Genomic DNA, 26,274 nt, shown 5'->3' with positions numbered 1-26,274 from the left:
CCTCGGTACGCTTGGCTGTTGCTAGGGGGCGTTAGCTCAATTGGCAGAGCTGCGGACTTTTAATCCGTAGGTTCCGGGTTCGAGCCCCGGGCGCCCTACCAGCTATTACGTCTCTCCTTGATCTTGTCGGGTGGAGTCGTACAACCAGTTTTACAGCCAAGAGGGCCGGATTCCCGTGGAGGGAGTCCGGCCCTTGATCGTGCTGGAGATCATCCGAGCTGTGGCCGAGTGTCTTCATGACCGTGCGAGGGGACGCCCCGCTTGCCAGAAGGTAGGACGCGCAGGCAGGTCGCAAGTCGTGCAGCCGCAGCCAGTCAAGCGATGGCGCGGGGCATCGCCGCACGCCCGCCACGCCGCAACCCAACAAACGCGTCGACCACCGCCCTGCCGCCGCATGACTCCAGAACACTCACTCCGAACTCAATCGTCAACAACAGTTGACACCCACGCGCTGGTCAATCTAAGTTGACGTCATGGGAAGGGATGAGAAACCCGGAAACAACGATGTACCGACGCCGGTACTGATCGACCTAGGCGATCATGCACTATGCGCCCAGGTCCGCGGGAAAGGCCCCACAGTGGTTCTCGAATGCGGTGGCTCAGGCCAGGGCGTGGGAACCTGGGGAGAGGAACTGGAACTCGCGTTGGCCGAGCGTGTCACTGTAGTGACCTACGATCGGGCCGGCGTCGGCCGCTCCGGCGGATCGCAGGCCCGTACCGTCACCGAGATGGCCGACGACCTGCGTAGGCTTCTTCGCGCCCTGCACCTTGAACTGCCGGCGGTATTCGTGGGCTGGTCCTACGGTGGGCTCGTGACCCAGCTTTATGCCGCCCGCCATCCCACTGATGTGGCGGGGCTGGTCTTCGTGGATCCGACCGCCAGCGGAACACCGCCGGGCTCGGCGCTCGTACGCGCCCTCTCCTTCCTCCTAGCCCCAAGGCTGCTCCGTCTGCGTGCGATGTTCGGCGGCACCGATGCGCGGTCGCTGCGCGAACTGGCCGACACCCTGGCCGGGATGCAGAATGCCATGAACGAGGCTGCACAGGCGCGTCAGGAGAGCGGGTTGCCGCCTGTGCCCATCCGTGTGATCACGGCAGGCAAGCGGCCGCGCATGCCCAAAGCGCATCTGGAGCATCTGAACGCCGACCATCGCGCTCTGGCCAGCCAGTCCCCACATGGGCAAGTGATGGTCGCCGAGCGGGCCAGTCATCAGATTCCGTTCGAGCAACCCGAGATCATTATTCAGGCGGTCGATGAGGTGTTGGGCTGCCGCCGACATCACAGGAAGGCCTGAACGGGTGAGCCGCTGGATTTTCCGACGCGGCCCACCGAGCGCCGGGCTGCCTCGTGGGCCAGCTCCGGAAGCACTGTCGTGTACGTGTTCTCGGTCAGAATCGTCGAGCCGTGGCGCAGCATCGTGGACACCATCTCGTGTCGGCGCCGGCCGCATGAGCGAGCGTCGCTGCGCAGCGCCGTAGGTCGTGCAAACGGATCGGCGGCAGGCCTCGCCCTCCTCCAACTCCCATCCGACTTGGGCGAGTCGCTTCGCCACGACCAGCGTGCGCTCGTTCGTGTCGAGGTCCTCCCACCGGACGCCACAACCCTCGCCACGGCGCGGGCCACGGAAAGCAATGAGGGGGAAGAAGGAGTACAGCCGATGCTGGGCCGCGACGTCGAGGAATGCGCCGAGCTGGACCGGTGTCCAGACCATCACGGGTGACGGCGGCAGTTCGAGAGCCTCCCGGACCCGTACGGCGCTGATCTTCTTGCCGCCCTTCTCCGCCTTCACGGCCGCCAGGCGCTCGGCGAACTCGGCGACGAATGTCTCCCCCCGTTGCTTGGTCCACACCAGAGCCTGGGGCCGCTTGGCCTTGTCCAGCTTGATGGCACCGGCATTGTTGATGCTGCTGATCTCTTGCCGGACCGCTGGGAGTCCCCCACGCGCCGCTCACCCATTCGTTACAGCGACATGCTGCCCAAGATCATCGGAGTGCTGTTTTTGTGACCATTCCAGGAGCCAGGCCATGAGCCACCCTTCCACACCCGCCATCACCGGGGAAGCAGAGTCTCGCCCCGGAAGCCGGCACCCGACACTTTGATCAACTCGACCCCAAGAGGGCTCGGTCGCGATCGTGAGAGATCAGGGCCGAAACGCGCCTGCTGGGATTACCTCAATGAATGGCAGCTCAGAACACGAAACCGTTCACCGAATCGAACGTCCTTCAGGACCGGTCTCCCTCTTGCACCCTGATGAAGATGCGAGCTTCTCCACGCTCCGTTTTCGCCACCACACGCCAGCAACCTGGTGAAGGGAACTGCAACGACGCCGGTATGGGGCCCGGCAAGCCGTCCGCCGTAGGCATCAGCTGAGCCGAGCCCACGTTGTCACCCGCCACTTCTTCAACGGTAACCGTGGGAAGCCTCGTGCCGGTCGTCCATAGTGGACGCTTGATCTGATAGCCCTCCGGGACCCGCACGGCCGAGGAACTCCAATCTCCTGACACAGGAGCGACGAACCAGATGTCGGTTGCGCCTACCCCTGGCTGGCCATCGCTCCCGGGAATGTCCACGCGATCGCGCACCGTGTCATCACATGGTGCCGTGGCGGCATCTGTGGCCTCCGTGCGCGCCCCTCCTTGCGAACAGGCTGTCAGGCTCAACGCAGCTATGGTTCCGCATGACATGAGCGTCATGGCGGTAGCGGTTCGGTAGTTCACAGCAGCCATGCGGAAGCCATCCATCCTGATATTGCGACCATGACGAGCACGCCGAGCGCCTGTGCGTAACGAACGCTGTGCCACCAGCGGTCCATCGCTCTCTTGCCGAGAGCTGAAACATCACCGGCGCTAACCGAAATGATAAGCGGAACGGCGAAGAACAGGCCGTAGACCGCGCCTGACCGCGACGGCGCTATCCCCAAGACGGCCGAAAGCAGGACCAGCCAGGAAGTGAACGACACTCGATAAAGAGCAAGGCTCTTCGCGGTTTGCCGACGCCATCCTATGGACATCGAGCCACGAAGAATCGCCCGGGTGTCGACGATGACTCCCTTGGCAGCGACAAGGGCGAACACTTTGAGCGCGTTTTCCACAGGGAGGACAAGCGCTACCGCCTGACCGATCTGCGACAGGAAGAACACCGGGCACGCCCTGGCACTGCCGGCCCGGGCATACCGGCCAGGTCATCACCACGCTGCGCAGGCCGCCACAGCCGTCGCGCCTGAAGCTCCGCGCTCTGATCGCCAATGGTGATCTCGACGAATACTGGCGTTTTCACCTCGCCCGGCAACACGAACGGGTCCACCGGAGCTGCTACCAGGACGGATACTCCCTCACGGCTTGATCGATCAGTCACTGCGGAAGAGCTACACCCGTCCGGTTTGGTCGGCAGTGGGAGGATGGGGGGCATGTATGTCCGTGAGGCCGGTGACGCACACGCTCCTCCCATTCTGTTACTGCACGGTGGCGGCGTCGCGGGATGGATGTGGCGACCGACGCTGGAGCGGCTCGGAGCGAAAGCCCGAGTGATCGTTCCCGATCTGCCCGGTCACGGACGCAGTGCGGAGGAAGCGTATCGGTCACATGAGATGACCGCCCAGGCCGTGGCCAGGGTCCTGGAGGAACGCGCACCGGACGGCGCGATGGTCGCGGGGTTCTCGTTGGGTGCGCAGCTCACGATCCTCCTCGCCGCTACCCGGCCCGATCTCGTCACCAGTGCCGTCGTCGTGAGCGCGCAGGCGAAGCCTCTTCCGTTCCCGCAGGCGACCCTGGGGCTCCTCGGCGTGACCGCACCGCTCGCGCGGCAACGGTGGTTCGCGAAGCTCCAGGCGAAGCAACTGTTCATCCCGGCCGAACTCCTGACCGACTACCTTCGCGACAGCGCTCGCACAAGCCGTGAGACTCTTCTCGCGAGCGTCGGCGAGAACATCCGTTTCACCCTTCCCACCGGCTGGGCCGACTTCAAGAACCCGGCGCTGGTGATGGTGGGCGAGCACGAGCGGAAGCTCATGCACGACTCCGCACGGAACATCCACGACTCCCTTCCGGGCAGCCAGATGACCTCCGTGCCGGAATGCGGTCATGGCATACCCCTGCAGCGCCCGGACCTGTTCGCTGAGATTCTGGCCGACAGAATGTGAGTGTCCTGTTCTTGGGCTTCCGCGCCATCACGCTGCCTCCCGGGACCAACACGCCCAAGCTGAATCGGGCGACGTAAGCGGCAATGCACCCTGGCCCACGGCTATCAGGGCCGCCTCCTGCCAAGCCGCCAGGGCCGCCCCAACCGTGCCGGGCCACCTGCGGGTGATTCCGAGGGTGATCACCGCGGCCATTCCGCACGCGGGCGGGATGTCGATCCGCGCCCTGGCCGCTCGACGCGTCAGCAAGAGCAGGACATGAGGAATGCCGAGTTCTCAGAACGCGTGGGAGGGGCAACGTGCTCGCGTACAACGGCGTACCGGTGGACGGCCAGGACCAATCAGAACTCGCCGACGGCCGAGGGGACAAGGAGTTCGCGGAGCCGGCATCCGCGTTGCGCTTGGCGCGCTGTGTGGCCGTCGTCGTCGGCGTGGGATTCGCGCTCGGTGGTCTCGCCGGCCTTCTCGCGAACGAGCCGCCCGGCGTTCTGCTCGCGGCCGGGATCGGCGCCCAGGCAACGATGTTCGCGCTGTATCTGTACAGCTGCGTGCTCCCGGCGCGTGGGCGACGGCCGCGAGGCTGGCGCTGGTCGCTGCTTGCTCAGGCCGCGCTTACGGGCGTCGGCCTGATCTGGGAGGCCGGCTCCTGGTGCGGCACTTCCGGCTTCCTGGCGGCCGCGGTCCTGCTGCTGGTCAGGCCGGTCCGCCTCGGTTGGGCGGGGTTCGCCGGCGTGCTGGCGGTGCAGGGATGGTCCTGGTGGACGGTCGATGCCTCTCCGGGCGAGGTGGCGAATCTGGTTTTCGGACATACCGCGTTCGTCGCCATCGCCCTGTACGGCAGCGTCCGGGTGGCCGATCTGGTTGCCGACAGGTACGACGCCCGTGCTGAGCTGGCTGCCGCCGAGGTGACGCGGGAGCGCCGGGCCTTCGCCGACGAGCTCAACGGCCGGGTGGGGAACAGCTTGCGTACGGTGATCGCCGCGGGCGAGGCCATGCTGGCCTCGACCGGCACCGAGCAAGCCCGCGGCCAGCTGGAGCGGGCACTGGATACGGCTCGGTCCACGCTCGATGAGGCCAGGGCGATGTCACACGCCCGTCGCGACTCGCATGCCCGGGTCCGGCCGCCGGCCGATGACATGAGCCCGGCGTACGTGCACTTTCTCGGCGGTGTCACCGTTTGCCTGATGATCGTCCCGGAGTCGGCGCGTTTCGCGGTCGAGGCGGGGCTTTCCGCCGCCGGAGGATGGGCGTTCGGCCTGCTGCTGGTGTCCTTCACCGCGCTCTATCTGTGGCACTGTCTGATGGACGGGACTGGAGGGCGGCCTCCGCACTGGCCTTGGACGCTGCTGATCCAGGCGGTCATCGCGTTCGTTCCCGTTGCGTTCTACGGTCTGCAGGCGTGGCACGTCGTTGCCTTCTTGCCGGGGCTCACCCTGATATTGCTGCGTGGATGGCTGCGCTGGGCGGCCACGGGGCTCCTGCTTGTGCAGAACGCCGTGTATCTCTTGTGGGGTGGCGGCCTGGGCGAGGCCGACGTGTTCGACCAGCTCTCGCGGGTGGTGTGGGGTGGCGAGCGCGCTCTGGTCGTCTACGGCCTGGCGCGGATGGCGCGGATGACCTGCGAGTTGCGTGGTGTGAGAGAGGCGCTCGCGCGCACGGAAGTGGCTCGCGAGCGCCTGCGTTTCGCTCGTGACCTCCATGATCTGTTCGGCTACAGCCTGTCGGTCGTCGTGCTCAAGGCCGGCCTGGCAGGACGACTGCTGACGGTGGACAGGGAGCGTGCCGAACGTGAGATGGCCGAAGGCGTCGCCGCCGCACGCGAGGCCCTGGACGACATCCGGACCGTTGCACACGGTTACCGGCAGGAGTCTCTCGCGGAAGCCTTCGAGTCGGCCCGGTCCCTGCTGCTGGCAGGCGGTTTCGACGTGCGTGCCCACTACACCCATGTGCCGATGTCCGCTCATTTCCAGACAGAGCTGGCAGCGTTGTTGCGCGAGGGCGTCACGAACATCCTGCGGCACAGCAGCGGTGACTGGTGCGAAGTCCGTATCGAGCGCGATGGGAATCACGTCCGATTGGCGCTGTCGAACAATGGTGCGGGGGCGGGTGCCGGGAGTCAGGGCCTCGGCATGGAGAGTTTCGCCGCTCGCGTGCGCGTCCTGCACGGGTCGTCGGACCGGCGCGTCGTCGGTGACGTTCATGTCCTCACCACGGAGATCCCGCTCGACGACGGGTCAGAGCCAGCCCTCGTCCGTGGCGATGCGGATGGCGTCGATGCGGTTCCTGGCACTCAGCTTGACGACCGCGGAGGTGAGATAGTTGCGGACGGTGCCCAGGCTGAGAGACAGAGCGGCGGCGATCTCCTGAGGCTCCGCACCGGTGGCGGCCATCCGCAGCACGTCGGTTTCTCGCTCGGCGAGAGGGCTGGTCATCGTCTCCAACGCCCTCATCGCGAGTGAAGAGTCGACCACACGATCACCGGCGGCGACTTTGCGAATGGCCTTCACCAGATCCTCCGGCGGCGAGTGCTTCAGGAGGAAGCCGGCCACCTGCGCGGTCAGGGCGCGACGCAGATAGCCCGGCCGCGCCATGCCGGTGAGCATCAGGACCCGGCAGGAGGGCAGCAGCTCATGCACCTGGGCGGCGGCGGTCAAGCCGTCGATGCCGGGCAACTCGATGTCGAGAAGGGCCACGTCGGCGCGTAGGCGCGCGGCGGTCCCGGCCACGTCGTCCCCCCGCTCGACGGTGGCGACGACATCGAAATCGTCCTCAAGGCCGAGGACGGCGGCAAGGGTGTCACGCAGAATTCGGACGTCTTCCGCAATGATGATTCTTATCATATCCGTCCCCGACGAAAGAGGCTGGGTGACTTCAGTATTGACACGTTGATTTTAGCGCCTCGCTGCCAGGCGAATTGCATCACCTTTTGATTGACTCACAGGCGCCTCCGTGACGTATTCATCAAGGGCTGGTGATCAGCGCACTTACCTCCTTACCTGCTGCCGGGGGAAGCTCACATCGGTACACCTGAAATCACTGAAAGGATCGATGATGTTGCTGGCGAAAAAGAACATCGTCATCTACGGCGGCAGCGGGCCGATCGGCAACGCATTCGCTCTGACCTTCGCCCGGGAGGGCGCGCGGGTGTTCCTGGTGGGACGGACCCGGAAGCCGCTTGAGCGTACGGCGGCCGAAGTGGAGGCCGCGGGCGGCAGCGCTCACGTAGCCGTGCTGGACGCGCTGGACGAGCGATCGGTGAACGAGCACGTACAGGAGGTGCGAACGCTGGCCGGTTCGGTCGATGTGTCGGTGAACTTGGTCTCGCGTGGCGATGTGCAGGGCATTCCACTGATCGACATGGCGACCGACGACTTCGTCCGGCCCATCACCGCAGGTCTGACGGCGGCGTTCGTCACCGCCCGGGCCGCCGCGCGGGTGATGGCCGACCAGGGCGATGGCGTGATTCTGACACTGAACAGCGGCTCGGCTCACGGCAGCCCGATGCTGGGGGCCAGCGGCCCGGCCGACGCCGCCACCGACACCTTCATCCGCAATCTCGCCGCCGAGGTGGGCCCGCGCGGGGTGCGAGTGCTGGGCCTGTGGACGGCGGGCCTGCCCGAGAGCTTCGCCCCGCGATTCCTCGAGCACAATCCCACGCGGCGGGCCTCCGGCATGTCAGCCGAGGACATCGACCGGGTGATCAGTGGGCTGAGCATGCTGGGCCGCGCTCCACGGCTGGCGGATGTCGCCGAGACGGCCGCCTTTCTGGTCTCCGACCGGGCCGGCGCGATCACCGGCGCCTTCGTCAACGCCACCAGCGGCATCTTCCCCAGCTGACCCTTTCAGCCAGGCACTCGAGCAGAGATGAGAACGATGAACCACGGACACGACGAGACCGTCGCCTTCGAAACCGTCGCCCCGCAGCCCGTCATCAGCGTGCGTCGCACGGTCCCGGTCGCCGAGCTGCCCCGGACCCAGGCAGAAATCCTGGCGGCGCTGTGGGCTCACCTCGGCGAGCACGGCGTGCGCCCGGCCGGGCCGCCGTACGTGCGCTATCACGCCTTCGGCGACGTCGAGACCGACGTCGAGGTCGGTGTTCCGGTGCAGGGTGTGGCCGCGAGCCGAGGAGAAGTCGCCATGGGCGAGCTTCCCGGCGGGCCGGCCGTCACCACCTGGCATCTCGGCGCGCACGACCGGCTGGGCGGCGCCTACGACCGGCTGCAGGCGTGGACGCGGACCGCACCGTACAAGCCGGAGGGCGGCGCGTGGGAGATCTACACCTGGATCGACCTCGCTCACCGCCCTGATCCCGCGGCGTGGCCGGCCCCGTCCACATGGCGCACTCAGCTCGTCCAACCCCTCAACAGCGCATGACAGACATGATCGCCAGGTCCACGGCGGGCCGCCGGGAATGGCTCGCGCTGGCCGTCCTGTGTCTGCCCACGATGTTGACCATGCTGGACATCAGCGTGCTGTTCCTGGCCGTGCCTCAGATCACCGTGGATCTGGGTGCCGGCGCGACCGAGCAGTTGTGGATCACCGACATCTACGGTTTCCTCATCGCGGGCTTCCTCATCACCATGGGCAGCGTGGGGGACCGGATCGGCCGTCGCCGGCTGCTGCTGCTCGGGGCGACCGCGTTCGGCGCGCTGTCGGCACTCGCGGCGTACGCCCCCTCGACGGAGGTGCTCATCGCCGCGCGCGCTCTCCTGGGGGTCGCCGGCGCCACGATCATGCCCTCGACCCTCGCGCTCATCATCGGCATGTTCCGCGACCCTCGACAACTGGGCGTCGCCATCTCGGTGTGGGCGTCGGCCCTGACGGCGGGGGTCGCCCTGGGACCCCTCGTAGGAGGAGCGCTGCTGCAGGCATTCTGGTGGGGTGCGGCCTTCCTCGTCGCGGTGCCGGTGATGCTGCTGCTGGTCGTCACGGGTCCCCGGCTGCTGCCGGAGAGCCGGGACCCGGGCGCGCCCGGGGTGGACCCAGTGAGTGTGGTGCTGTCCCTGGTGGCGGTTCTGCCGCTGGTCTACGGGCTCAAGGAGCTGGCTCAATCCGGCTGGTCGCCCGGTCCGGTCGCGCTCATGCTGGCAGGGGCCCTCGCGGGTGTCGTGTTCGTGGTGCGCCAGGGCCGGCTGGCGCACCCGATGCTGGACCTCGGGCTCTTCCGGATCATGGAGGTGAGAGGCGCGCTGCTGATCTCCCTGCTGGTCGGCGCCTTGCAGAGCGGGAGCGGCTTCTTCGTGGCCCAGTATCTGCTGTCGGTGGAAGGACTGAGTCCGCTGGCGGCCGGCCTGTGGATGCTGGTGCCGACCTTCGGCCTCGTCATCGGAATCTTCGTCAGCCAGGGGATCGCGCAGCGGGTACGTCCCGCCCACGTGGTGGCGGCCGGAGCGGCGATCGCCTCCGCCGGCATGGTCGTCCTGACGCAAGTGACACCCGGCGGCGGGCCGGCGATCCTGTTGCTGGGATTCACCGTGGTCTACGTCGGCGTCAGCCCGGTCGGTCCGCTGGCCGGACGCCTCGTGGTCCCTGCCGCGCCGCCGGAGAGGGCCGGCTCCGCCTCGGCCATGCAGTCCATGAGCGGGGAACTCGGCGTGGCCCTCGGCATCGCCGTCCTGGGCAGCCTCGGGGCAGCGATCTACACATCGGCGGTCGAGGTTCCCCCTGCGCTGGCGAACACGGCGCCGGGCAGAGCGGCCGCCGAGACCATGGCCGAGGCGGTGGCCGTGGCACAGCGACAGCCGACCGGCATCGGCGACGCACTGATCAGCTCGGCACGCGACGCGTTCGCCTCCGGCCTCAACGTCACAGCGGCGGTGTGTGCGCTGGCATTCGCCGGCATCGCGGTGCTGGCGTTGACGACCCTGCGGCGCATCCCACCCTTCGGACCGCCTGCCGCCCAGTAGAGGGTAGGAAGAACGACATGACAGCCCTCCCCACCAGTGACGTCTTCACCGAGCGATTGACGGCCCTGCCAGTGCCGGAAGGGCGCCGTGTTCGTATCTCAGAGCAGGGCGCCGTGCTCGGTGTCCGTATGCGCGACGTCTTCGCTCTCGCCAGAGAGTTCATCGACATGCCTCCGGACGAGATCGCCAAGCTCCTCGAAAGCGACGTGCACGAGGTCAGGGTCGGCGCGTGCAGCATCATGGACAAGCAGGCCCGCCGCAAGCGCACGCCCCAGTCGCGTCGCGCGCAGCTGTACGACCTCTATATGGGCCGCCACGACCGCATCAACACCTGGGACCTGGTGGACCTGGCCGCGCCCCATGTCGTCGGAGGCTACCTGTACGACAAGTCGCGTGCCCCTTTGTATACGCTGGCCCGTTCCCCGCAGTGGTGGGAGCGGCGCACCGCCATTGTCGCCACCTTCTACTTCATCCGGCACGACGATCTCGGCGACACCTTCGGCATCGCCGAGATCCTGGCCGATGATCCTGTTGAACTGGTGCAGAAGGCCTACGGCGGATGGATCCGCGAGGCCGGCAAGCGGGAGCCTGCGCGCCTGTTCGCCTTCCTTGACCGGCACGCCGCCACGATGCCCCGCACCGCCCTGCGTTACGCCGTCGAACACCTCGGCAGCGACCTCAGAGCGCATTACATGGGAGCGGCGAAACGATCTGCCGGGTCTCAATAGGCTTCGTGCTCAGTGCGCATCAGAGGCATTCCGGCGAGTCACGCCAGGGCCTCGATGCGCACTGCCATACTTCTACCCCGACGCCCACTCGCCGGCCCGGCACAGGAACACGGCGAGCCCACTCGACGGCCTCCGCTCTGTCCTTTGCTTGGATCAGCCAGAATCCGGCGATCCATTCAGTGTCGAGCGATGGCCGGGCAGTCACGACGGCCTCGCCACCGTGACGCGCGATCTGCGCCACCAGGCTCTCTGGACGCAGCCTCCCGGCGGTCAGAAGCACTCCGGCCCTGATCAGGGTCTCGTCATAGACCCGCAGTCTGGCGGCGAACTCGCGGCCGGGTGGAAAGCCCGCCTCGGTGTCTGCCCCGGCCCGGCGAATGATCATGAATCTCATCGATCTTCTCTCAGCTCGGCAGGCCGTTTTCTTTCATGTCGAAGTTCGTCGGGGCGTCTAGCTCCTGCCTCAGATTGCCGCTTCATCCGAGGGTTGTGTAGTGCGCTCTTCATCGGACACCAGTGAGATATTCATGTTCAGCCGGTTACTCATAGCGATGATTCCGTCACCGTATGGAGAAGGGGAGGGAACCGTTGCGACAGGAGTTGCCCGGCGTGAGGCCGGGGACGATCGGGGCATGGCGAGCACATTTCAGCGGGGCAAGGTGCAACTCGTTTTCGGTGCGATGGACGTCGACGGTGACGGCGTGCTGCGCGAGAGCGATTTCGATGCCCTAGCGGGGCGTTGGGCGTCCATCCGCGCGGCCGGTGATGAGGAGCACCTCATGGCGATCATGCATGGCTGGTGGGGAACGCTCGCCGAGCGCTCCCGCGACCCCGAGTCGGTCACGCTCGACGACGTCCTCACCGTCGTGGATCTGCTCGGCCGGACGCCGGACGCCGTGGACGCCACCGCCGAGGCCATGTTCGAGGCCATCGACGAGGACGGCGACGGCCGGATCTCGCCGGCCGAGTACCAACGCATGATCGAGGCGTGGAACGGCAGCCCCACCGACACCACCGACGTGTTCGTCCGGCTCGACGCCGATGGTGACGGCACCGTCTCCCGTACGGAGTTCGTCCGCCACTGGAGAGAGTTCTGGGTGGGCGACGACCCTGCGGCGCCCGGAAGCCACGTCTTCGGGATACCTCCCGCGGCCTGATTCCTAGGAACAGGTCTCGAGCGATCGTCAGACGGTGGTGCGTGACCACTGCTGGTTGGTGCCGGTGTTGCACGGATACTGCTTGAGGATCACGCCGTCCGCGGTCGACGCGGCCGGTACGTCCACGCATTTGCCGCTGTGTCGTGCCCGGAGCTGGAAGTAGCTGCCGTTGGCGACCATCTGGAACTGCTGGTTGGTGCCGGTGCCACAGGTGTACTGGATGAGTTCGGCGCCGTCGGCGGTCGACGCGCTCACCACGTCGAGGCATTTTGCGCTGTGGCGGCTGATGACGCGCCAGTAGCCGCTGCCGGCGTCCTGGAACTGCCACTGCTGCCAGGCGTTGCCGCCGTACGTGTACTGGCCGACGCGCGCGCCGTTGTCGGTGTTCGGCTGCTGGACGTCCATGGCCTTGCCGCTGTGGCGCACGTCGATCCGGTAGTACGTCGGCGGGGGAGTGGGGCCGACGGCGTCGCCCCAGGCGTACCGGATCCGGTCGGCGCCGGAGGGGTTGCGGACGGTCAGGCCGAGATCGGTGCCGCTGCCGGTCAGGCCGTACATCGAGTAGTGGTCGTAGCCGCTTGTTCCGGTCGGTTTGCCGCCGAGGGCGGGCCAGTAGGTGCCGCCCATCTGGTTGTCCCGCATGACCTGGGCCATGGCGCGGATGTGGCGCACGAAGTTGTCGGTGCTGTTCGCGTCGCCGTAGTCGAGGCCGGTGGCCATCGGCGCGCCGAACTCGGTCGCGACCGCGCGGGAGGCGCAGTTGCCCAGACGCGTCTGGATGTGGCCGCGGAAGGCGTCGTAGGTCATCGCGCTGTAGAAGAAGGCGTAGTGGTGGAAGGACAGCAGCGTCGCGTTGAAGCGGCTGTCGTTGCAGACGTCCCGCAGGTCCTGGCTGTAGCCGGTGCCGCCGATGAGCACCCGGCCGGGCACCGCCGAGGTGTGGTAGCCGAGCCAGTTCGCCGCGACGTCGCGCCACTCCGCCGAGGTGTAGCCGTGCGGCTCGTTCATCGGCTCGAAGTAGACGTTGCCGTTCGAGCCGTACGTGTTGGTCACGCTGGACCACATCGTGTTCCACGCGGCGAGGTCGGTGATTCTGCCGCCGGAGGCGGCGCCGTCCTCCCAGTACGCGAGGATGACCTTGAATCCGCGGGCAGTGGCGGCGTCGATGGCGCCGCGGTAGGCGTTCCACCAGGTCGTGTTGGCCACGGTGTGGGTGTTGATGGGCAGCCGGACGGTGTTGACGCCCATGGTGGAGGCCATGTCGTCGTAGAGGGCGTTGGCTTTCGCCCGTACTGTCGCGTTGCTGTCGGACTGGCTCAGGCCGTGCAGGACGAGCGTGCCGGTGCTGAAGTTGTCGCCCAGCACGGCCCAGTTCATGCCCCTGAACTGGCTGGTGGCGGCAGCGGCCGGCGACGCGGTGACGACGAGGCTCGCCGCCGCGGTGAGCGCCGTCACCACGAGGGCGATCAGCGACCGGCGTGACGACCGGGTGTTTCCCGAGGATAAGCAGCTGATCAGTCTCATGGGATGCCCAATCACTAGACCTGAAGTTTTCAGACCTGGGTGCGGCTCCACTGCTGGTTGGTGCCGCTGCCGCAGGCGTACTGCTGGATGTCGGCGCCGTCGCCGGTGCCGGAGCCGACGACGTCGAGGCACTTGCCGCTGTGCCGTGCGACGATCCGGAAGTAGCTCCCGGTGGCCTGCCACTGCCATTGCTGGTTGGTGCCGCCGCCGCAGGTGTACTGGATGACGTTGGCCCCGTCGGCGGTCGAAGCGCCGGCCACGTCCAGGCACTTGCCGCTGTTCTGGTTGACGACGCGGAAGTAGCCGCCGCCGGCGTCCTGGAACTCCCATTTCTGGTTGCCGCCGCCGTTCCAGGTCCACTGTTTGATCTCGGCGTTGTTCGCGGTGGAGGCCGACACGACGTCCATCACCTTGCCGCTGTTGCGGTTGGTCACGCGGTAGGCCGGTGCGGGGGCGGGCACGTCGGCCACCGGCAGGATCGTGCCGTGGCGGCAACCGGGGCAGGTGATCTGGCTCAGGCCCGACCAGGAGTTCAGGTCCGAGCTGGTGGCCGTCCAGATGCCGCCGTTGGTGTACTTGTCGATCCAGATGCGCCAGGAGCCGTCGCTCATCCGCAACACGGCCGGTCCCTCGTAGCCCGAGCTCCACAACTGGCCTTGGTTGCTCCACCCGCTGGTGAGGCTCGTGCTGGTCCAGTGCTCGATGTACTTGGAGGTCTCGTTCTTGGTGAAGGCGTGGTAGGTGCTACCGGACTTCACCACGTACGTGTCGATGTAGTTGTAGCCGAGACCGCCCATCTGCGCGGGTCCGCTCCAGGAGGTGAGCGACGCGTTCTGGGCGGTGAAGATGTACGGACGAAAACAGTTGGAGCACGTCGTCTGGGCGATGCTCACGATGATCCGGACGGTGCCGCCCTCGACGTAGAACTCGGGCGCCCAGGTGAAGCGCGTGTTGGCGACGCCGGAGTCGACGCTGGTCACGTGGGTCCAGTTGACCAGGTCGGGGCTGGAGGCGATGTTGAAGTGGGTGGAGTTCGTGGTCCACGACTCGACGGTGTGGGCGATGTAGTAGAGCCCGTTGTGCTGGATGATGCTGGGGTCGCGCAGCACGCCGGACGGACCGCGGTAGTTCGTGTCGGCCAGCACGCCGAAGTTCGTGCCGTTGGCCGATGAGTAGACCCAGAGCTCCTGGTCGGCGGCGGCGTCTCCCTTGAACGTGGTGTAGACGTAGCCGGGCGCGGCTTGTGCGGGTGAGGCGACCGACGCCCCGGCGGCGGCGGTGAGCGCCACGAGGCCGAGCCGGGCCAACCAGCGTCTGACCTTCAGTCGTCTGTTCACGGATGAATTCCCTCACCATGATTTGTTAGCGCTAACATAATGCTGATTCATTCACGAAGGCGTCGAATGGTGGTCGGTGCGCCAAGCGTGTGCGGGGGTGCGGTCGTTACGTCGGCGTTACATCAGTGTGTTCGCTCATTTCGAGCCGGTCAATACCCCGTTCATTCGTGGACGGTTGACCGCAGGCGGAATCGTCTCGAGGCGAGGTATTGACAACCGGGCTGTCAGCCTTTTCCATGTGGGAAAACACACCGTAAACATGCATGTGACCCTCGGGCCGGTGGTGATGTTAACGCAAACATCGTGCCCCCGTGGAACACCCGGTCGCCACGCCAACCGCCGGAACAGAGGGAAGTGATCAGCATGAACCGACTCGTGAGCTTACGCCGCTCGCTCGCGGCCATCCTCCTGCTCGCCGGTGCCGTCGTCGGCCATGCCGCGACCGCGGCCCCGGCCGGCGCGGCTCCGGTGACCATCACCAACGGCACCCAGTTCCTGGACACCAGCGGCAACGCGCTGCACGCCCATGGCGGCGGCGTGCTGCGGGAAGGCGGCTATTACTACTGGTTCGGGGAGAACCGCAATCCCGACAACACCTTCCGGGCGGTCTCGGTCTACAGGTCCACGGACCTGCGGAACTGGGAGTTCCGCAACGACGTCCTCACCCAGTCGTCACACCCCGAGCTCAACGTCGCGAACATCGAGCGGCCGAAGGTCATCTACAACAGCTCCACCGGCAGATTCGTCATGTGGATGCACAAGGAGAACGGCACCGACTACAGCGAGGCCCGCGCCGCCGTCGCCTCCTCCGCCACCGTGGACGGCGCGTACACCTACCACGGCAGCTTCCGTCCGCTCGGGCACATGTCGAGGGACATCACGCTCTTCAACGACAACGGCACCGCCTACATGATCTCGGCCGCGGACGAGAACTACGACCTGCACATCTACCGGCTCACGACGGACTATCTGAACGTCAGCACGCTGGTGGGCAATTTCTGGAACGACGCCCACCGGGAAGCCCCGGCCATGTTCAAACGAGGAAGCGTCTATTTCCTGCTGACCTCAGGGGCGACCGGGTGGAGTCCGAACCAGGCGCGATACGCGACCGCGTCGAGCATCTCCGGTCCATGGACCGGGTGGACCAACGTCGGCGACGGCACGACGTTCAGCTCCCAGCCGACGTACGTGCTGCCGATCCAGGGCTCGTCGACCACCAGCTACCTGTACATGGGGGATCGCTGGGCGGGGGCCTGGGGCGGGCCGGTGAACGATTCCCAGTACGTCTGGCTGCCGATCACGTTCCCGTCCGCCACCAGCATGAGCCTGACCTGGTATCCCCAGATCACCATCGACGCCGCCACCGGCGTCGTCTCCGGCGGCGGCACCTCCCCGTACTACCGGATCACCGGGCGCGGCAGCGGAAAGGTGATGGACGTCGTCAGCTCGTCGACGGCGAACAACGCCGAGGTGAAGCAGTATCCGTGGAACGGCGGCGGGAACCAGAAATGGCAGTTCCAGGACATCGGCGGCGGCTACCACCGGCTGGTCAACCAGAACAGCGGCAAGTGCCTGGACGTGGCCGGCGCTTCGACCGCCGACGGGGCCAACGTCATCCAGTACACCTGTGGCGGCGGCTCCAACCAGCAGTGGCAGTGGGTGGCCACCGGCGGCTACTTCCAGCTCAGGGCCCGTCACAGCGGCAAGTGCCTGGACGTCGTCAACGCGTCCACGGCTGACGGCGCGGACATCCAGCAGTACGCGTGCGGCAGCGGCTCCAACCAGCAGTGGTCCCGTACCCAATCCTGATCACCGCCAGCTCCACGAGGAAGCCATGCCATGAGAAGACTCGCGCGCCTGCTCGCGGTGTGTTCACTGGTGGCGGCCACGTTGGTCGCCGGACCCGCCGCGCCTGCCCAGGCGTCGAACCCGATCGTGAACCGGTTCGCCGCCGATGCGTCGATGCACGTCTACAACAACCGCGTGTACGTCTACACCACGGACGACGAGAGCAACAGCGGCACGTACTGGGACTCGAACGCCTGGCGGGTGTACTCGTCGGCCGACCTGGTGACCTGGACCGACCACGGCGCGCCGTTCTCGGTCGGCGGGTTCGGGTGGGCGACGCGGTACGCGTGGGCGCCCTCGGCGACCCAGCGCAACGGGTACTACTACCTGTACCTGCCGACCGACCGGACCAGGATCGGCGTGGCCAGGAGCACGTCGCCCACCGGCGGGTTCAGCGACCCCCGCGGCACCCCGCTGATCGAGAAGGGGCGGGACGCCAACACCGGTGAGGAGCCCATCGACCCGGCGGTGTTCGTCGACGACAACGGGCAGGCGTACCTGTACTTCGGCGGCGCCCGCGCGCCGAAGGTGGTCCGCCTGAACGCGGACATGATCTCCACCACGGGCGCCATCCAGAACGTGACGATCAGCGGCGGCAGCGGCTTCGCCGAGGCCGGCTTCATGCACAAGAGGAACGGCGTCTACTACTACTCGTACTCCACGGGCTGGCCGGGTCAGATCGCCTACGCCACGGCGAGCAGCCCGCTGGGCCCGTTCACCTACCGGGGCGTCATCCTCGAAGGCGTCAACGTCAACACCAACCACCATTCGATGGCCGAGTACAACGGCCAGTGGTACATCGCCTACCACCGCAACGCCCGCGCCGGCGGTGGCAACTACAAGCGGTCGATCGCGCTCGAGTACCTGTCCTACAACGCCGACGGCACGATCCGCCGGGTGACGCAGACGAGCGCCGGGGTCGGCACCCCGACCATCGCCGCGAATCGGCTGCAGTCGTACAACTTCCCGGACCGGTACGTACGGCATGCCGACTACGACGTACGGATCGACCCGAACGTGAGCCCGGCGGCGGACGCGCAGTGGCGGATGGTGCCGGGGCTGGCCGACACGGGCGGCGCGTACGTGTCGTTCGAGGCGGCGAACCTGCCCGGCTACTACCTGCGGCACTACGACTACGACCTCGTGCTGGCGCGGAACGACGGCAGCGCCACGTTCCGGGCTGATGCGACGTTCCGGCGGGTGAGCGGGCTGGCCGACTCGTCGGCGGCGTCGTTCCAGTCGTACAACTTCCCGGACCGCTACCTGCGGCACGCCGACTACCTGCTCCGGATCGACCCGGTCAGCACCACGACCGCTCGGGCCGACGCCACCTTCCGCGTCACCGGGTGAGACCAGAGGGCCGGAGTCCCGCCGGGGAGTCCGGCCCTCGGTCAGCGCCGGTGGGGATCCGTTGAGGATCTGTCAGGCGCCTTGTGGCAGGGCCTTCTCGGCGGCGGCCGTCTCCATGGCCGACGGGCCTTCGCCCGGGCGCCGGGGAGGCGTCGGCGGCTCGCGGAGGACGATCGGCATCCCCACGGCGTGCCATGCCTGGAAGCCGCCGATCACGTCGGTGCTGCGGTGGAGGCCGAGGTCCTGGAGCGAACGGGCGGCGAGGCTGGAGGAGTATCCCTCGTCGCACAGGACGATCCACTGGATGCGGGCGTGTTCGGCCTCGGGAATGCGTGCCTCGCACCGGGGGTCCAGCCGCCACTCCAGCTGGTTGCGCTCAATGACGATGGCGCCCGGGACCTCTCCCGCACAGCGCTGGAAAGCGGGCCGGGTGTCGACGATGAAACTGTCGGTCCGGCCCGCCGCCGACCATGCCTGGGGTGGGCTCAGGCGGCGCAGCCCCGTGCGGGCCTGAGCCAGCACCTCGTCGATGTCTATCGAAGCTCCTTGGTCGGCGCGAACGGACGGGAGTCGGACCCGCCACCTTGACGATCAACAAGGTTACCCGCGCGGGGCCTCAGAACGCGCGCGCGCCGCTCGTGGCGGCCGGTCCGTACGCGCCGCCGCTGTCCGCGACCGGCATGCGGCGTATCGCGATCATGGCGGCGTCGTCGCCGAGACGTCCGCCGGTATAGCTGAGGAGGTCGTCGCACACCCGTTTCAACAGCCCTTCCGGGGCTTCCTGCGTCCAGGCGCCGATCCGGTCGGCCAGCGGATAGAAGACGCCGGCGGCGTCGCGCGCCTCGGTGACGCCGTCGGTGTAGAGCAGCAGGAGATCGCCCTCGTCGAACGGGAACGAGCAGACGGCGTACCCGTGGTCGCACAGGTCCCCCAGACCAAGCGGTGGCGCCGGGTTCTCGCACTGCAGCGGTGTGACCTCCCCGGCGTGCACCAGCAGCGGCGGCGGGTGGCCGCAGTTCACCAGGGTGAGCACCGGTTCGTCGTCTGGTATGTCGAGGGCGACCGCGGTCACGAAGGTCTCCTCGCTTGCCGGCCATTCCCCGGCGAAATCGTACGGATTGAACCCGGCGCTGTCCTCAAGGTCGGCGACGAGCTCCGGCAGGGACAGGCCCCGGCGGGCGGCTTCGCGGAAGGCGCTGACGAGAGCGGCGGCGTCGGAGATGGCGGTGAGGCCCTTGCCCCGGGCGTCGCCGATGATCAGGCGGGTGGCGTTCACGGTGCGTACGGCACCGTACAGATCCCCGCCGACCCGGGCCTCCGCCGCGGCGGCCAGGTAGACGGAGGCCAGCCGGAGCGTGCCCAGCGATTCCGGCAGTGGCCGCAGCAGCGCCCGCTGCGCGGCTTCGGCCACCGAGCGCACCTGCACCAGGACCCGCCGCTCGCGGTCCCGGATGAGGCAGAAGACCACCACGAACGCCGATACCGCGATCATGGCGATGAGCTCCGCCTGCATGTTCTCGGTGCCCAGGCGGTTGTGATGGACGCCGATCATGATCTCGCCCGTGATCGCGAGAAGCCCGATCACGCCCGTGAACCACGCTCCGGCGAAGGAGGCCGTGATCGCCGGGGCCGCCACCAGCAGAGCTCCGAAGTGGATGTCGCTGGGTGACAGCAGGTCGGCGACCGTGATGACCACGATCATGGCCAGCGGAATCACCGCCAGCGCGTGATTCCGTGGCAGTGAGAGGCGCCCCCGAAGACGCGGGTTTCCCCCATATCTCACAGTTTCTGTCTACATGTTCCGATACGGGTGCCAAAAGGTAGATGGACAGGTCTTGGGAAAGGCTTTCATCCCCATCGTGACGTCGCGATGACATTCGGTGACGACGCCTAGGCCCTCCCCGTGATCGGCTTTGCGGCTGCCCAAGAGGCTGGCGCTGCCGATCTTCGCGTCCGATCCGCTGTCGTCCGTGGCCTAGGCCACCCAGGAGATCCTGCTGCATCATCTCCGCGGTCCCCGGCCTGCGCGAACACCGGGTGAGCCTGGCCGTGGGTCTCGTCGCCGTGCTCACCACGATGAACCTGCGCGGGGTACGGGAGTCCGGCGTCGAGGAGTCCGTCGCCCCCGCGCGGGTCTTCACCATGGTCGTGGTTCCCCGGATGGACGCGGCGACCATGCGCGCCCTGGGCTACGCCCGTGCGCTCCGGGCCGACCACGTGGAGGCGGTCACGGTGGCCAACGACCGCGAGGACGCCCAGGACCTGCTGAGGCGGTGGGACACCTCGAGCATCAACGTCCCGCTGAAGGTCCTGGACTCGCCGTACCGCGAGCTCACCCGTCCGATCACGGCCTATGTCCGCTCCCTCGTACGGAAGAGCCCGCGTGACTGATCTACTGACCCGCCGGCCCCTCCGCCGGGCCCCGGGAGCCGTACGGCGGGGCGAACCCGGCCCCAGAGCGGACCGCGGCTAGAGCGAGTCGGCCGGGTCCCAGACCTTCACGGTCGCCCGCATGTTGTGGTACGAGCCGTCCTTCATCTTCATCGCCGCGATGCGCCCTTCGGAGGTCCGCAGGCAGAAGATCGCTCCGGTCTCCACCTCTTCCTTGCCTGACTCGCCCCATTCCGTCGTGCCCTGGGTCGAAAGTGCCTCGACGCACTGCTGCCGGGTGGGTGCGGTGGATTCGCTCCACGGGGCGAGGGACTGTTCGTGCGCTTTGATCGAAGGCACGAACCAGGACGAGGATTCAGTGATGTCCGCGTTCTCGTCGGATGTGCGAATGGTCGGCGGGAGCTGGTCGAGGTCGACGCCGGCGCCCAGGCGCACGACTCCGGTGTACCGGACGGAAGGCGCTGCCGACGGTTCTGGTGACGGGGTCTGGCTCGGCGTCGGAGCCGAGCTGCTCGGGGCCGTGCTGGAGGGGTGAGTCGAGGGGCTGGCGGTCGCGGCCGCCGGCGGTGGGTCGTCCTCGCCGCGGAACCACCCGTCACCGAAGAACAGGACGGTCACCGCGAGGGCTAACGACAGGACCGCGAGGACTGTCTCCTTGGTCCATTTTCTCGATGGCTGCTGACCGGGATCGCCGTAGTAGTGGCCTGAAGGGTCTGCCTGGTCGCCATCTTGTCGAGTCTGGCTCATCCGAGCATTCCCATCGCCGTCAGATGTTCCTTCGAAGTCCGGTGGACCCCAGAGTGCCACATCTGAGCTGTCGGCTTCGGGTCAGGCCGCGAATTCGCCCGGCCGGTCTGCCTTCCATGAGAAAGGCTGACCGGCGGGCGCCGAATGGTCTGGGCGTGTGGTGCCGCCCAGGCTTTGTTAGCGCTCACATTACGCGGTGCGGTCCTCCTTCGCACTCCGGCGTCTTCCGGTGGTGATGGCGGCGAGTAAATACAACGCGCCGGGTGTCGTCAAGGGGTGGTGGTCTGGTGCGCGACGTGTCCGGTGGGTGTCGGGGCAGGTCTGCGGGTCCGTAAGTTGCGGGGATGGGTGAAAGTTTCATCTCCGCCGTCGCGGGGTGCTCGTACGATATCGCTCCTGGTGTCCGTGGCTCCATGGCATCCGCGGTCAGGCATCCACCCCGAGTCGGGCGTTCCGAAATTTTCGTTGAAACGTTGACATGTTTCGGTTACGTTCCCACACTGATCTCCGAGGCGGTCGGTCCTGCCTGATGTGGTGATCGGCCAGGGCCGCCGGTCATGACGCCATCGTGGTGTGCGCCTCCGGCCTGGGGTGCGGCGTCGTCCGCCGGGGTTCCCGCACATCCCTCGTTCCGTAACTTCAGTATGGAGTCAGGCATGGGCTTGAAGGCTTTACCTTCATCCGCGTACAAACGTTTCGGTGTCCTCCGCGGCATCGTGGGCGCCGTCGGCGCCGTGGGAATCGTCGGCGCGGCGCTGATGGTGTCGGTTCCCGCGGACGCGGCGGAGAGCACGCTCGCCGCCGCCGCCCAGCAGAGCGGCCGGTACTTCGGCACGGCCATCGCCGCGGGCAAGCTGGGCGACCAGCAGTACACGACGATCGCGAACCGCGAGTTCGACATGATCACCGCCGAGAACGAGATGAAGATCGACGCCACGGAACCCAACCGGGGGCAGTTCAACTTCAGCGCCGGCGACCGGATCTACAACTGGGCGGTGCAGAACGGCAAGCGGGTACGCGGCCACACCCTCGCCTGGCACAACCAGCAGCCGGGCTGGATGCAGTCGCTCTCCGGCGGCAACCTCCGCCAGGCGATGATCGACCACATCAACGGCGTGATGGGGCACTACCGGGGCAAGATCTACGCCTGGGACGTCGTCAACGAGGCCTACGCCGACGGCAACTCCGGTGGCCGGCGCGACTCCAACCTCCAGCGGACCGGCAACGACTGGATCGAGGTGGCCTTCCGCACCGCGGCGGCCGCCGACCCGTCCGCCAAGCTCTGCTACAACGACTACAACATCGACAACTGGAGCTGGGCCAAGACGCAGGGCGTCTACAACATGGTCCGCGACTTCAAGCAGCGTGGCGTACCGATCCACTGCGTCGGCCTGCAGTCGCACTTCAACAGCAACAGCCCCTACAACAGCAACTACCGCACGACCATCCAGAGCTTCGCCGCCCTGGGCGTCGACGTGCAGATCACCGAGCTGGACATCCAGGGCGGCTCGGCCACCACGTACGCCAACGTCGTCAACGACTGCCTGGCGGTGCCGCGCTGCACCGGCGTCACGGTCTGGGGCGTCCGCGACACCGACTCCTGGCTCGGCTCCGGCGCCAGCGCGCTGCTCTTCGACGGCAACGGCAACAAGAAGGCCGCGTACAACTCCGTCCTGAACGCGCTCAACAACGCGGACCCGGACCCCGACCCGGACCCGACCACGACGCCCACGCAGACCCCCGGCACCGTGGGACAGATCCGGGGTGTGGCGTCCGGGCGGTGTGTGGACGTGCCGAACGCCTCGACGGCCGACGGCACGCAGCTCCAGCTGTGGGACTGCCACTCCAACTCCAACCAGCAGTGGTCCTACACGTCCGCGCAGGAGATCCGCGTCTACGGCAACAAGTGCCTGGACGCCGCCGGCAGCGGCAACGGCGCCAGGGTGCAGATCTACTCCTGCTGGGGCGGCAACAACCAGAAGTGGCGCGTCAACTCGGACGGCTCCATCGTCGGAGTCCAGTCGAATCTGTGCCTCGACGCCGTGAACAACGGCACCGGTAACGGGACCCAGCTCCAGATCTACTCCTGCTGGGGCGGCGACAACCAGAAGTGGTCCTGGAACCGGGGCTAGGAGGTCAGATCATGAGACGGCACCAGCAGGTGCCGATCGGGTCAGGGACGGTGATCGCCGCCGTGGTCACGGCGGTGATCACCGTCCTGGCCGGTTGCGTCGCCATGGCGCCCCAGGCGAGTGCGGCGACGCTGACCAGGATCGGCGACTTCGGGGCGAACCCCGGCAACATCCAGATGCACCTCTACGTCCCTGACAACGTGGCCGCGCGTCCCGGCATCCTGGTGGCGATGCACGGCTGCAACGGCCGGGCGACCGACTTCCACCAGCAGACGGAGTTCGCGTCCCTGGCCGACCGGCACGGCTTCGTCGTCATCTACCCGCAGGCCAACAAGAGCGCCAACGGCCTGTCGAACTGCTTCGACGTGTGGTCGGACGAAGCACTCCGGCACGGCGGCGGCAGCGACCCCGTGTCGATCGTGTCGATGGTGAACTACGTCGTGCAGCGCCACAATGGTGACCCCGAGAAGGTGTTCGCCACCGGCTTCTCCTCCGGGGCGATGGAGACCGTCAACCTGCTCGCCACCTATCCCGATGTGTTCAAGGCCGGCGCTCCCTTCGCCGGTGTGCCCTTCGGCTGTCTCGGACCGCCCGGTTGCGGCGACCGGACTCCGCAGCAGTGGGGCGACCTGGTCCGCGGCGCCTACCCCGGTTACACCGGTCCCCGGCCCCGGCTGATGGCCTGGCACGGCACCGCGGACGACGTGCTGAACTTCAGCATGTTGCAGAAGGAGGTCGACCAGTGGACCGACGTGCACGGGGTGAGCCGGACGCCCACCTCGACCACGAACCCGCAATCAGGGTGGACGCGCAGAGTCTTCGGGACCGGCCAGGTCGAGGCCTACACCATCAGCGGAGCGGGGCACAATCTGCCGCATCCCGGGATGGCCGTGCACGCGATCCGGTTCTTCGGCCTCGACGGCGCCGGCCCCACGCCGACGCCGACCCCTGGCGGCGACGGCCAGATCAGGGGCGTCGCCTCCGGGCGCTGCGTGGACGTGCCGAACTCGAGCACCGCCGACGGCACGCGGCTCCAGCTCTGGGACTGCCACGGCGGCGCCAACCAGCGGTGGGCCCTCACCTCGTCCCAGGAACTGCGGGGTCTCGGCGGCAAATGCCTCGACGCCGCCGGGACGGGCAACGGAGCCGGCGTCCAGCTCTACTCCTGCTGGGGCGGCGCCAACCAGAAGTGGCGCGTCAACGCTGACGGGTCGATCGTCGGCGTGCAGTCGGGGCTGTGCCTGGACGCCGCCGGGACGGGCAACGGCGCCCGCCTCCAGCTCTACTCGTGCCACGGCGGCGCCAACCAGCGGTGGAGCCTGGGCGCCGCGTGACGCACCCCGGGTCTGGGCGGTCTCTTGTGGATCGCCCAGACCCGGGTCATGGCTCAGAGGCGGGTCCACCGTTGGTTGGCCGCGCCGCTGCACGTCCAGATCTGCAGGTAGACGCCGTTGGCGGTGGCGTTGCCCGGCACGTCCAGGCACTTGTTCGCACCGAGCGCGGTGATGCTTCCGTCGGTGTTGACGCGCCACTTCTGGTTGTTCTGGCCGTTGCAGTCCCAGATGATCACGCTGGTGCCGTCGGCGGTGCCGTTGTTGTTCACGTCGAGGCACTTGTTCCCGTAGACCCGCAGTTCGCCGGCTGCCGTGGAGGTCCACTGCTGGTTGACCTGACCATGGCAGTCCCAGATCGCCACCCGGGTCCCGTTGGCCTGGGAGGCTCCGGTGACGTCGAGGCATCTGCCCGACCCCACGCCCTGGATCCGGGACACGGGGTTGGGTGTCCCGCCGCTGACCCGGAACACGACGGTGCCGTGGGACGGCACGCTCGCCGAGATGGCCCCGGTCGTCGAGGTGACGGCGTTCGTCCAGGCCTCACGCATGCTGAAGGAGTTGCCGGACAGGCCGATCGCCGAGGTGGTGGTGCTGATCGTCGTCGTGCCGCCGCCCTGGTTGAACAGCGCGACCGCGACGTCGCCGTTGCTCAGCCGTTTGGCCAGGACGCGGCGGGTGCCGTCGTTGCTGATCTGGGTCGCCTGGAGGCCGAGCGGGTCCTGGTTGATGGCGATCAGGTTCTGGTTCTTCATGATCGTGGCGGTCGCGGAGTCCATGTTCCGCATGTCGTTGCCCGCGATCAGCGGTGCGGCCATGATCGCCCAGAGGGCGAAGTGGCTGCGCATCTCCGTGTCCGTCATGCCGCCCCGGCCGACCACCATCATGTCGGGGTCGTTGAACTGTCCCGGCTTGGCGTAGCCCGACAGGGGCGCGTTGACATTGACGATGTTCTGGATGCCCATCGGGTAGCCGTTGGTCTGACCGGAGTTCCACACGTTGGTGATGTCCTCGGTCGTACGCCAGATGTTGGCGACGTCACCCCAGTTCCGCTGCGGGCCGGTCTTCTCGTGGATGCTGTTGGGGTTGATGCTGTAGAGGATCGGCCGGCCGGTGGCCGCCAGGGCGTCGCGCATCTTCGCGAAGGTGCGGACCTGGTCGTCGATGGTGCCGGTGGGGGAGCACCAGTCGTACTTGAGATAGTCGACGCCCCAGGCGGCGAACTGCTGGGCGTCCTGGACCTCGTGGTTCAGGCTGCCGGTGGCGCCCGGGTAGGCGCCGAAGTACTGGGCGCAGGTGCGGTCCAGGGGTGCCTGGTAGAGGCCGAACTTCAGGCCCCGGGCGTGCAGGTAGTCGCCGAGCGCCTTCATGCCGCTCGGGAATCTCGACGGGTTGGCCCGCAGGTTTCCGGCGGAGTCGCGGGCCGGGTCGAACCAGCAGTCGTCGACGACGACGTACTGATATCCGAGGTCGCGCATGCCGGAGGAGACCATCGCGTCGGCGGTCTGGCGGATCAGCGTCTCGTTGATGTTGCAGCCGAAGGTGTTCCAGGTGTTCCACCCCATCGGCGGGGTGCGGCCCACGCCGTTCTCCAGCGCCTGCGCCTGGGTGGCGGGGGTGAGCGCCACGACCAGGGCCACTGCGGTCAGCAGCGCGCGGGTTCGTTTCCCGTACATGGAGATCGCTC

The 26,274-nt window shown here is 67.4% G+C and carries 22 protein-coding genes, 1 tRNA gene and 1 pseudogene; 14 read left to right on the top strand and 10 right to left on the bottom strand.

From position 1 onward, the window contains the following. The first annotated feature begins 25 nt into the window (after positions 1-25). A tRNA-Lys gene (locus FR742_RS33245) sits at positions 26-101 on the top strand. A gap of 372 nt (positions 102-473) precedes the next feature. Next, entirely contained in the window at positions 474-1,295 is an 822-nt protein-coding gene (locus FR742_RS33235; protein WP_148035276.1) for an alpha/beta fold hydrolase, read from the top strand. Here the strand turns inward: FR742_RS33235 and FR742_RS45410 are convergent. Both FR742_RS45410 and FR742_RS33225 read right to left on the bottom strand, forming a co-directional pair. Then, positions 1,280-1,417 (bottom strand): hypothetical protein, encoded by a 138-nt coding sequence (locus FR742_RS45410; RefSeq protein ID WP_222709223.1) that lies wholly within the window; start codon positions 1,415-1,417, stop codon positions 1,280-1,282. The two genes, FR742_RS33235 and FR742_RS45410, sit on opposite strands and share 16 nt — an antisense overlap. 1,297 nt (positions 1,418-2,714) lie before the next feature. Further along, positions 2,715-3,140, bottom strand: a complete 426-nt coding sequence (locus FR742_RS33225; RefSeq protein ID WP_148035275.1) for a hypothetical protein — start codon at positions 3,138-3,140, stop codon at positions 2,715-2,717. A 267-nt stretch (positions 3,141-3,407) separates the two neighbouring features. Here FR742_RS33225 and FR742_RS33220 point away from each other — a divergent pair, with 267 nt between their 5' ends. Together FR742_RS33220 and FR742_RS46445 are read left to right on the top strand one after the other, a co-directional pair. Further along, the gene (locus tag FR742_RS33220) at positions 3,408-4,139 is read left to right on the top strand and encodes an alpha/beta fold hydrolase (RefSeq protein ID WP_148035274.1); all 732 of its coding nucleotides are present in this window, start codon (positions 3,408-3,410) and stop codon (positions 4,137-4,139) included. 518 nt (positions 4,140-4,657) lie between these two features. Continuing rightward, positions 4,658-5,995 (top strand): annotated as a pseudogene (locus tag FR742_RS46445) (histidine kinase); the annotation flags it as partial. 375 nt (positions 5,996-6,370) lie between these two features. Here FR742_RS46445 and FR742_RS33210 read toward each other — a convergent pair. After that, positions 6,371-6,976 carry a DNA-binding response regulator gene (locus tag FR742_RS33210; RefSeq protein WP_148035272.1) on the bottom strand — a complete coding sequence of 202 codons (606 nt, stop codon included), beginning with the start codon at positions 6,974-6,976 and terminating at the stop codon, positions 6,371-6,373. A 208-nt stretch (positions 6,977-7,184) separates the two neighbouring features. Between FR742_RS33210 and FR742_RS33205 the strand changes: the two genes are divergently transcribed. From FR742_RS33205 to FR742_RS33190, 4 genes are read left to right on the top strand one after another with little or no spacing between them, the layout of a single operon-like run. Further along, positions 7,185-7,973, top strand: a complete 789-nt coding sequence (locus FR742_RS33205; protein WP_222709222.1) for an SDR family NAD(P)-dependent oxidoreductase — start codon at positions 7,185-7,187, stop codon at positions 7,971-7,973. 36 nt (positions 7,974-8,009) lie between these two features. Continuing rightward, a complete protein-coding gene (locus tag FR742_RS33200) occupies positions 8,010-8,510 on the top strand; it encodes a GyrI-like domain-containing protein (RefSeq protein WP_148035271.1) in 501 nt (166 codons plus the stop codon). Then, positions 8,507-10,042, top strand: coding sequence for an MFS transporter (locus FR742_RS33195; protein WP_148035270.1), 1,536 nt, complete (start codon positions 8,507-8,509; stop codon positions 10,040-10,042). Before FR742_RS33200 ends, FR742_RS33195 begins: the two co-directional genes overlap by 4 nt. Positions 10,043-10,059: 17 nt before the next feature. Beyond that, positions 10,060-10,770, top strand: coding sequence for a DNA alkylation repair protein (locus FR742_RS33190; RefSeq protein WP_148035269.1), 711 nt, complete (start codon positions 10,060-10,062; stop codon positions 10,768-10,770). A 19-nt stretch (positions 10,771-10,789) separates the two neighbouring features. Here FR742_RS33190 and FR742_RS33185 read toward each other — a convergent pair whose 3' ends face one another. Beyond that, on the bottom strand, positions 10,790-11,164 hold the full coding sequence (locus FR742_RS33185; protein WP_148035268.1) for a YciI family protein: 375 nt from the start codon (positions 11,162-11,164) through the stop codon (positions 10,790-10,792). A gap of 385 nt (positions 11,165-11,549) precedes the next feature. Between FR742_RS33185 and FR742_RS33180 the strand changes: the two genes are divergently transcribed. Further along, positions 11,550-11,927 (top strand): EF-hand domain-containing protein, encoded by a 378-nt coding sequence (locus FR742_RS33180; RefSeq protein WP_261808929.1) that lies wholly within the window; start codon positions 11,550-11,552, stop codon positions 11,925-11,927. Between the two features lie 27 nt (positions 11,928-11,954). On the opposite strand, the gene FR742_RS33175 is transcribed toward FR742_RS33180, so the two are convergent. Then, on the bottom strand, positions 11,955-13,382 hold the full coding sequence (locus FR742_RS33175) for an RICIN domain-containing protein (RefSeq protein ID WP_222709221.1): 1,428 nt from the start codon (positions 13,380-13,382) through the stop codon (positions 11,955-11,957). Between the two features lie 98 nt (positions 13,383-13,480). Continuing rightward, positions 13,481-14,788 carry an RICIN domain-containing protein gene (locus FR742_RS33170; RefSeq protein WP_222709220.1) on the bottom strand — a complete coding sequence of 436 codons (1,308 nt, stop codon included), beginning with the start codon at positions 14,786-14,788 and terminating at the stop codon, positions 13,481-13,483. 363 nt (positions 14,789-15,151) lie between these two features. Here FR742_RS33170 and FR742_RS33165 point away from each other — a divergent pair, with 363 nt between their 5' ends. Beyond that, positions 15,152-16,597: an RICIN domain-containing protein gene (locus tag FR742_RS33165; RefSeq protein WP_148035265.1), complete on the top strand. Its 1,446-nt coding sequence runs from the start codon at positions 15,152-15,154 to the stop codon at positions 16,595-16,597. A 30-nt stretch (positions 16,598-16,627) separates the two neighbouring features. Continuing rightward, entirely contained in the window at positions 16,628-17,986 is a 1,359-nt protein-coding gene (locus FR742_RS33160; RefSeq protein WP_148035264.1) for an AbfB domain-containing protein, read from the top strand. 72 nt (positions 17,987-18,058) lie between these two features. On the opposite strand, the gene FR742_RS33155 is transcribed toward FR742_RS33160, so the two are convergent. Both FR742_RS33155 and FR742_RS33150 read right to left on the bottom strand, forming a co-directional pair. Beyond that, complete coding sequence (locus FR742_RS33155; RefSeq protein ID WP_261808928.1) at positions 18,059-18,508, bottom strand: rhodanese-like domain-containing protein; 450 nt, start codon at positions 18,506-18,508, stop codon at positions 18,059-18,061. A gap of 94 nt (positions 18,509-18,602) precedes the next feature. After that, entirely contained in the window at positions 18,603-19,688 is a 1,086-nt protein-coding gene (locus FR742_RS33150; RefSeq protein ID WP_148035262.1) for a PP2C family protein-serine/threonine phosphatase, read from the bottom strand. 335 nt (positions 19,689-20,023) lie between these two features. Between FR742_RS33150 and FR742_RS33145 the strand changes: the two genes are divergently transcribed. Next, positions 20,024-20,377, top strand: a complete 354-nt coding sequence (locus FR742_RS33145; RefSeq protein ID WP_148035261.1) for a hypothetical protein — start codon at positions 20,024-20,026, stop codon at positions 20,375-20,377. Positions 20,378-20,455: 78 nt separating this feature from the next. On the opposite strand, the gene FR742_RS33140 is transcribed toward FR742_RS33145, so the two are convergent. Continuing rightward, complete coding sequence (locus FR742_RS33140; RefSeq protein WP_148035260.1) at positions 20,456-21,124, bottom strand: hypothetical protein; 669 nt, start codon at positions 21,122-21,124, stop codon at positions 20,456-20,458. A 734-nt stretch (positions 21,125-21,858) separates the two neighbouring features. On the opposite strand from FR742_RS33140, the gene FR742_RS33135 reads away from it, so the two are divergent. Together FR742_RS33135 and FR742_RS33130 are read left to right on the top strand one after the other, a co-directional pair. After that, positions 21,859-23,256, top strand: a complete 1,398-nt coding sequence (locus FR742_RS33135) for an endo-1,4-beta-xylanase (protein WP_261808927.1) — start codon at positions 21,859-21,861, stop codon at positions 23,254-23,256. Between the two features lie 11 nt (positions 23,257-23,267). Continuing rightward, entirely contained in the window at positions 23,268-24,590 is a 1,323-nt protein-coding gene (locus FR742_RS33130) for a PHB depolymerase family esterase (protein WP_148035258.1), read from the top strand. Between the two features lie 53 nt (positions 24,591-24,643). On the opposite strand, the gene FR742_RS33125 is transcribed toward FR742_RS33130, so the two are convergent. Continuing rightward, positions 24,644-26,263 carry a ricin-type beta-trefoil lectin domain protein gene (locus FR742_RS33125; RefSeq protein ID WP_187281481.1) on the bottom strand — a complete coding sequence of 540 codons (1,620 nt, stop codon included), beginning with the start codon at positions 26,261-26,263 and terminating at the stop codon, positions 24,644-24,646. Positions 26,264-26,274 lie beyond the last annotated feature (11 nt).

The organism is Nonomuraea sp. C10 (assembly GCF_008017515.1).
GTDB lineage: Bacteria > Actinomycetota > Actinomycetes > Streptosporangiales > Streptosporangiaceae > Nonomuraea > Nonomuraea ferruginea.
The sequence above is the reverse complement of the archived record's forward strand: the minus strand, read 5'-3'. Positions and strand labels throughout refer to the sequence as shown.

What these genes read in the sequence shown, in the direction of transcription:
- FR742_RS33235 (WP_148035276.1), top strand. Translation starts at nt 474, where the DNA reads ATGGGAAGGGATGAGAAACCCGGAAACAACGATGTACCGACGCCGGTA.
- FR742_RS45410 (WP_222709223.1), bottom strand. Translation starts at nt 1,417, where the DNA reads ATGCTGCGCCACGGCTCGACGATTCTGACCGAGAACACGTACACGACA.
- FR742_RS33220 (WP_148035274.1), top strand. Translation starts at nt 3,408, where the DNA reads ATGTATGTCCGTGAGGCCGGTGACGCACACGCTCCTCCCATTCTGTTA.
- FR742_RS33210 (WP_148035272.1), bottom strand. Translation starts at nt 6,976, where the DNA reads ATGATAAGAATCATCATTGCGGAAGACGTCCGAATTCTGCGTGACACC.
- FR742_RS33205 (WP_222709222.1), top strand. Translation starts at nt 7,185, where the DNA reads ATGATGTTGCTGGCGAAAAAGAACATCGTCATCTACGGCGGCAGCGGG.
- FR742_RS33200 (WP_148035271.1), top strand. Translation starts at nt 8,010, where the DNA reads ATGAACCACGGACACGACGAGACCGTCGCCTTCGAAACCGTCGCCCCG.
- FR742_RS33195 (WP_148035270.1), top strand. Translation starts at nt 8,507, where the DNA reads ATGACAGACATGATCGCCAGGTCCACGGCGGGCCGCCGGGAATGGCTC.
- FR742_RS33190 (WP_148035269.1), top strand. Translation starts at nt 10,060, where the DNA reads ATGACAGCCCTCCCCACCAGTGACGTCTTCACCGAGCGATTGACGGCC.
- FR742_RS33185 (WP_148035268.1), bottom strand. Translation starts at nt 11,164, where the DNA reads ATGAGATTCATGATCATTCGCCGGGCCGGGGCAGACACCGAGGCGGGC.
- FR742_RS33180 (WP_261808929.1), top strand. Translation starts at nt 11,550, where the DNA reads ATGGCGATCATGCATGGCTGGTGGGGAACGCTCGCCGAGCGCTCCCGC.
- FR742_RS33165 (WP_148035265.1), top strand. Translation starts at nt 15,152, where the DNA reads ATGAACCGACTCGTGAGCTTACGCCGCTCGCTCGCGGCCATCCTCCTG.
- FR742_RS33160 (WP_148035264.1), top strand. Translation starts at nt 16,628, where the DNA reads ATGAGAAGACTCGCGCGCCTGCTCGCGGTGTGTTCACTGGTGGCGGCC.
- FR742_RS33150 (WP_148035262.1), bottom strand. Translation starts at nt 19,688, where the DNA reads ATGATCGTGGTCATCACGGTCGCCGACCTGCTGTCACCCAGCGACATC.
- FR742_RS33140 (WP_148035260.1), bottom strand. Translation starts at nt 21,124, where the DNA reads ATGAGCCAGACTCGACAAGATGGCGACCAGGCAGACCCTTCAGGCCAC.
- FR742_RS33130 (WP_148035258.1), top strand. Translation starts at nt 23,268, where the DNA reads ATGAGACGGCACCAGCAGGTGCCGATCGGGTCAGGGACGGTGATCGCC.
- FR742_RS33125 (WP_187281481.1), bottom strand. Translation starts at nt 26,263, where the DNA reads ATGTACGGGAAACGAACCCGCGCGCTGCTGACCGCAGTGGCCCTGGTC.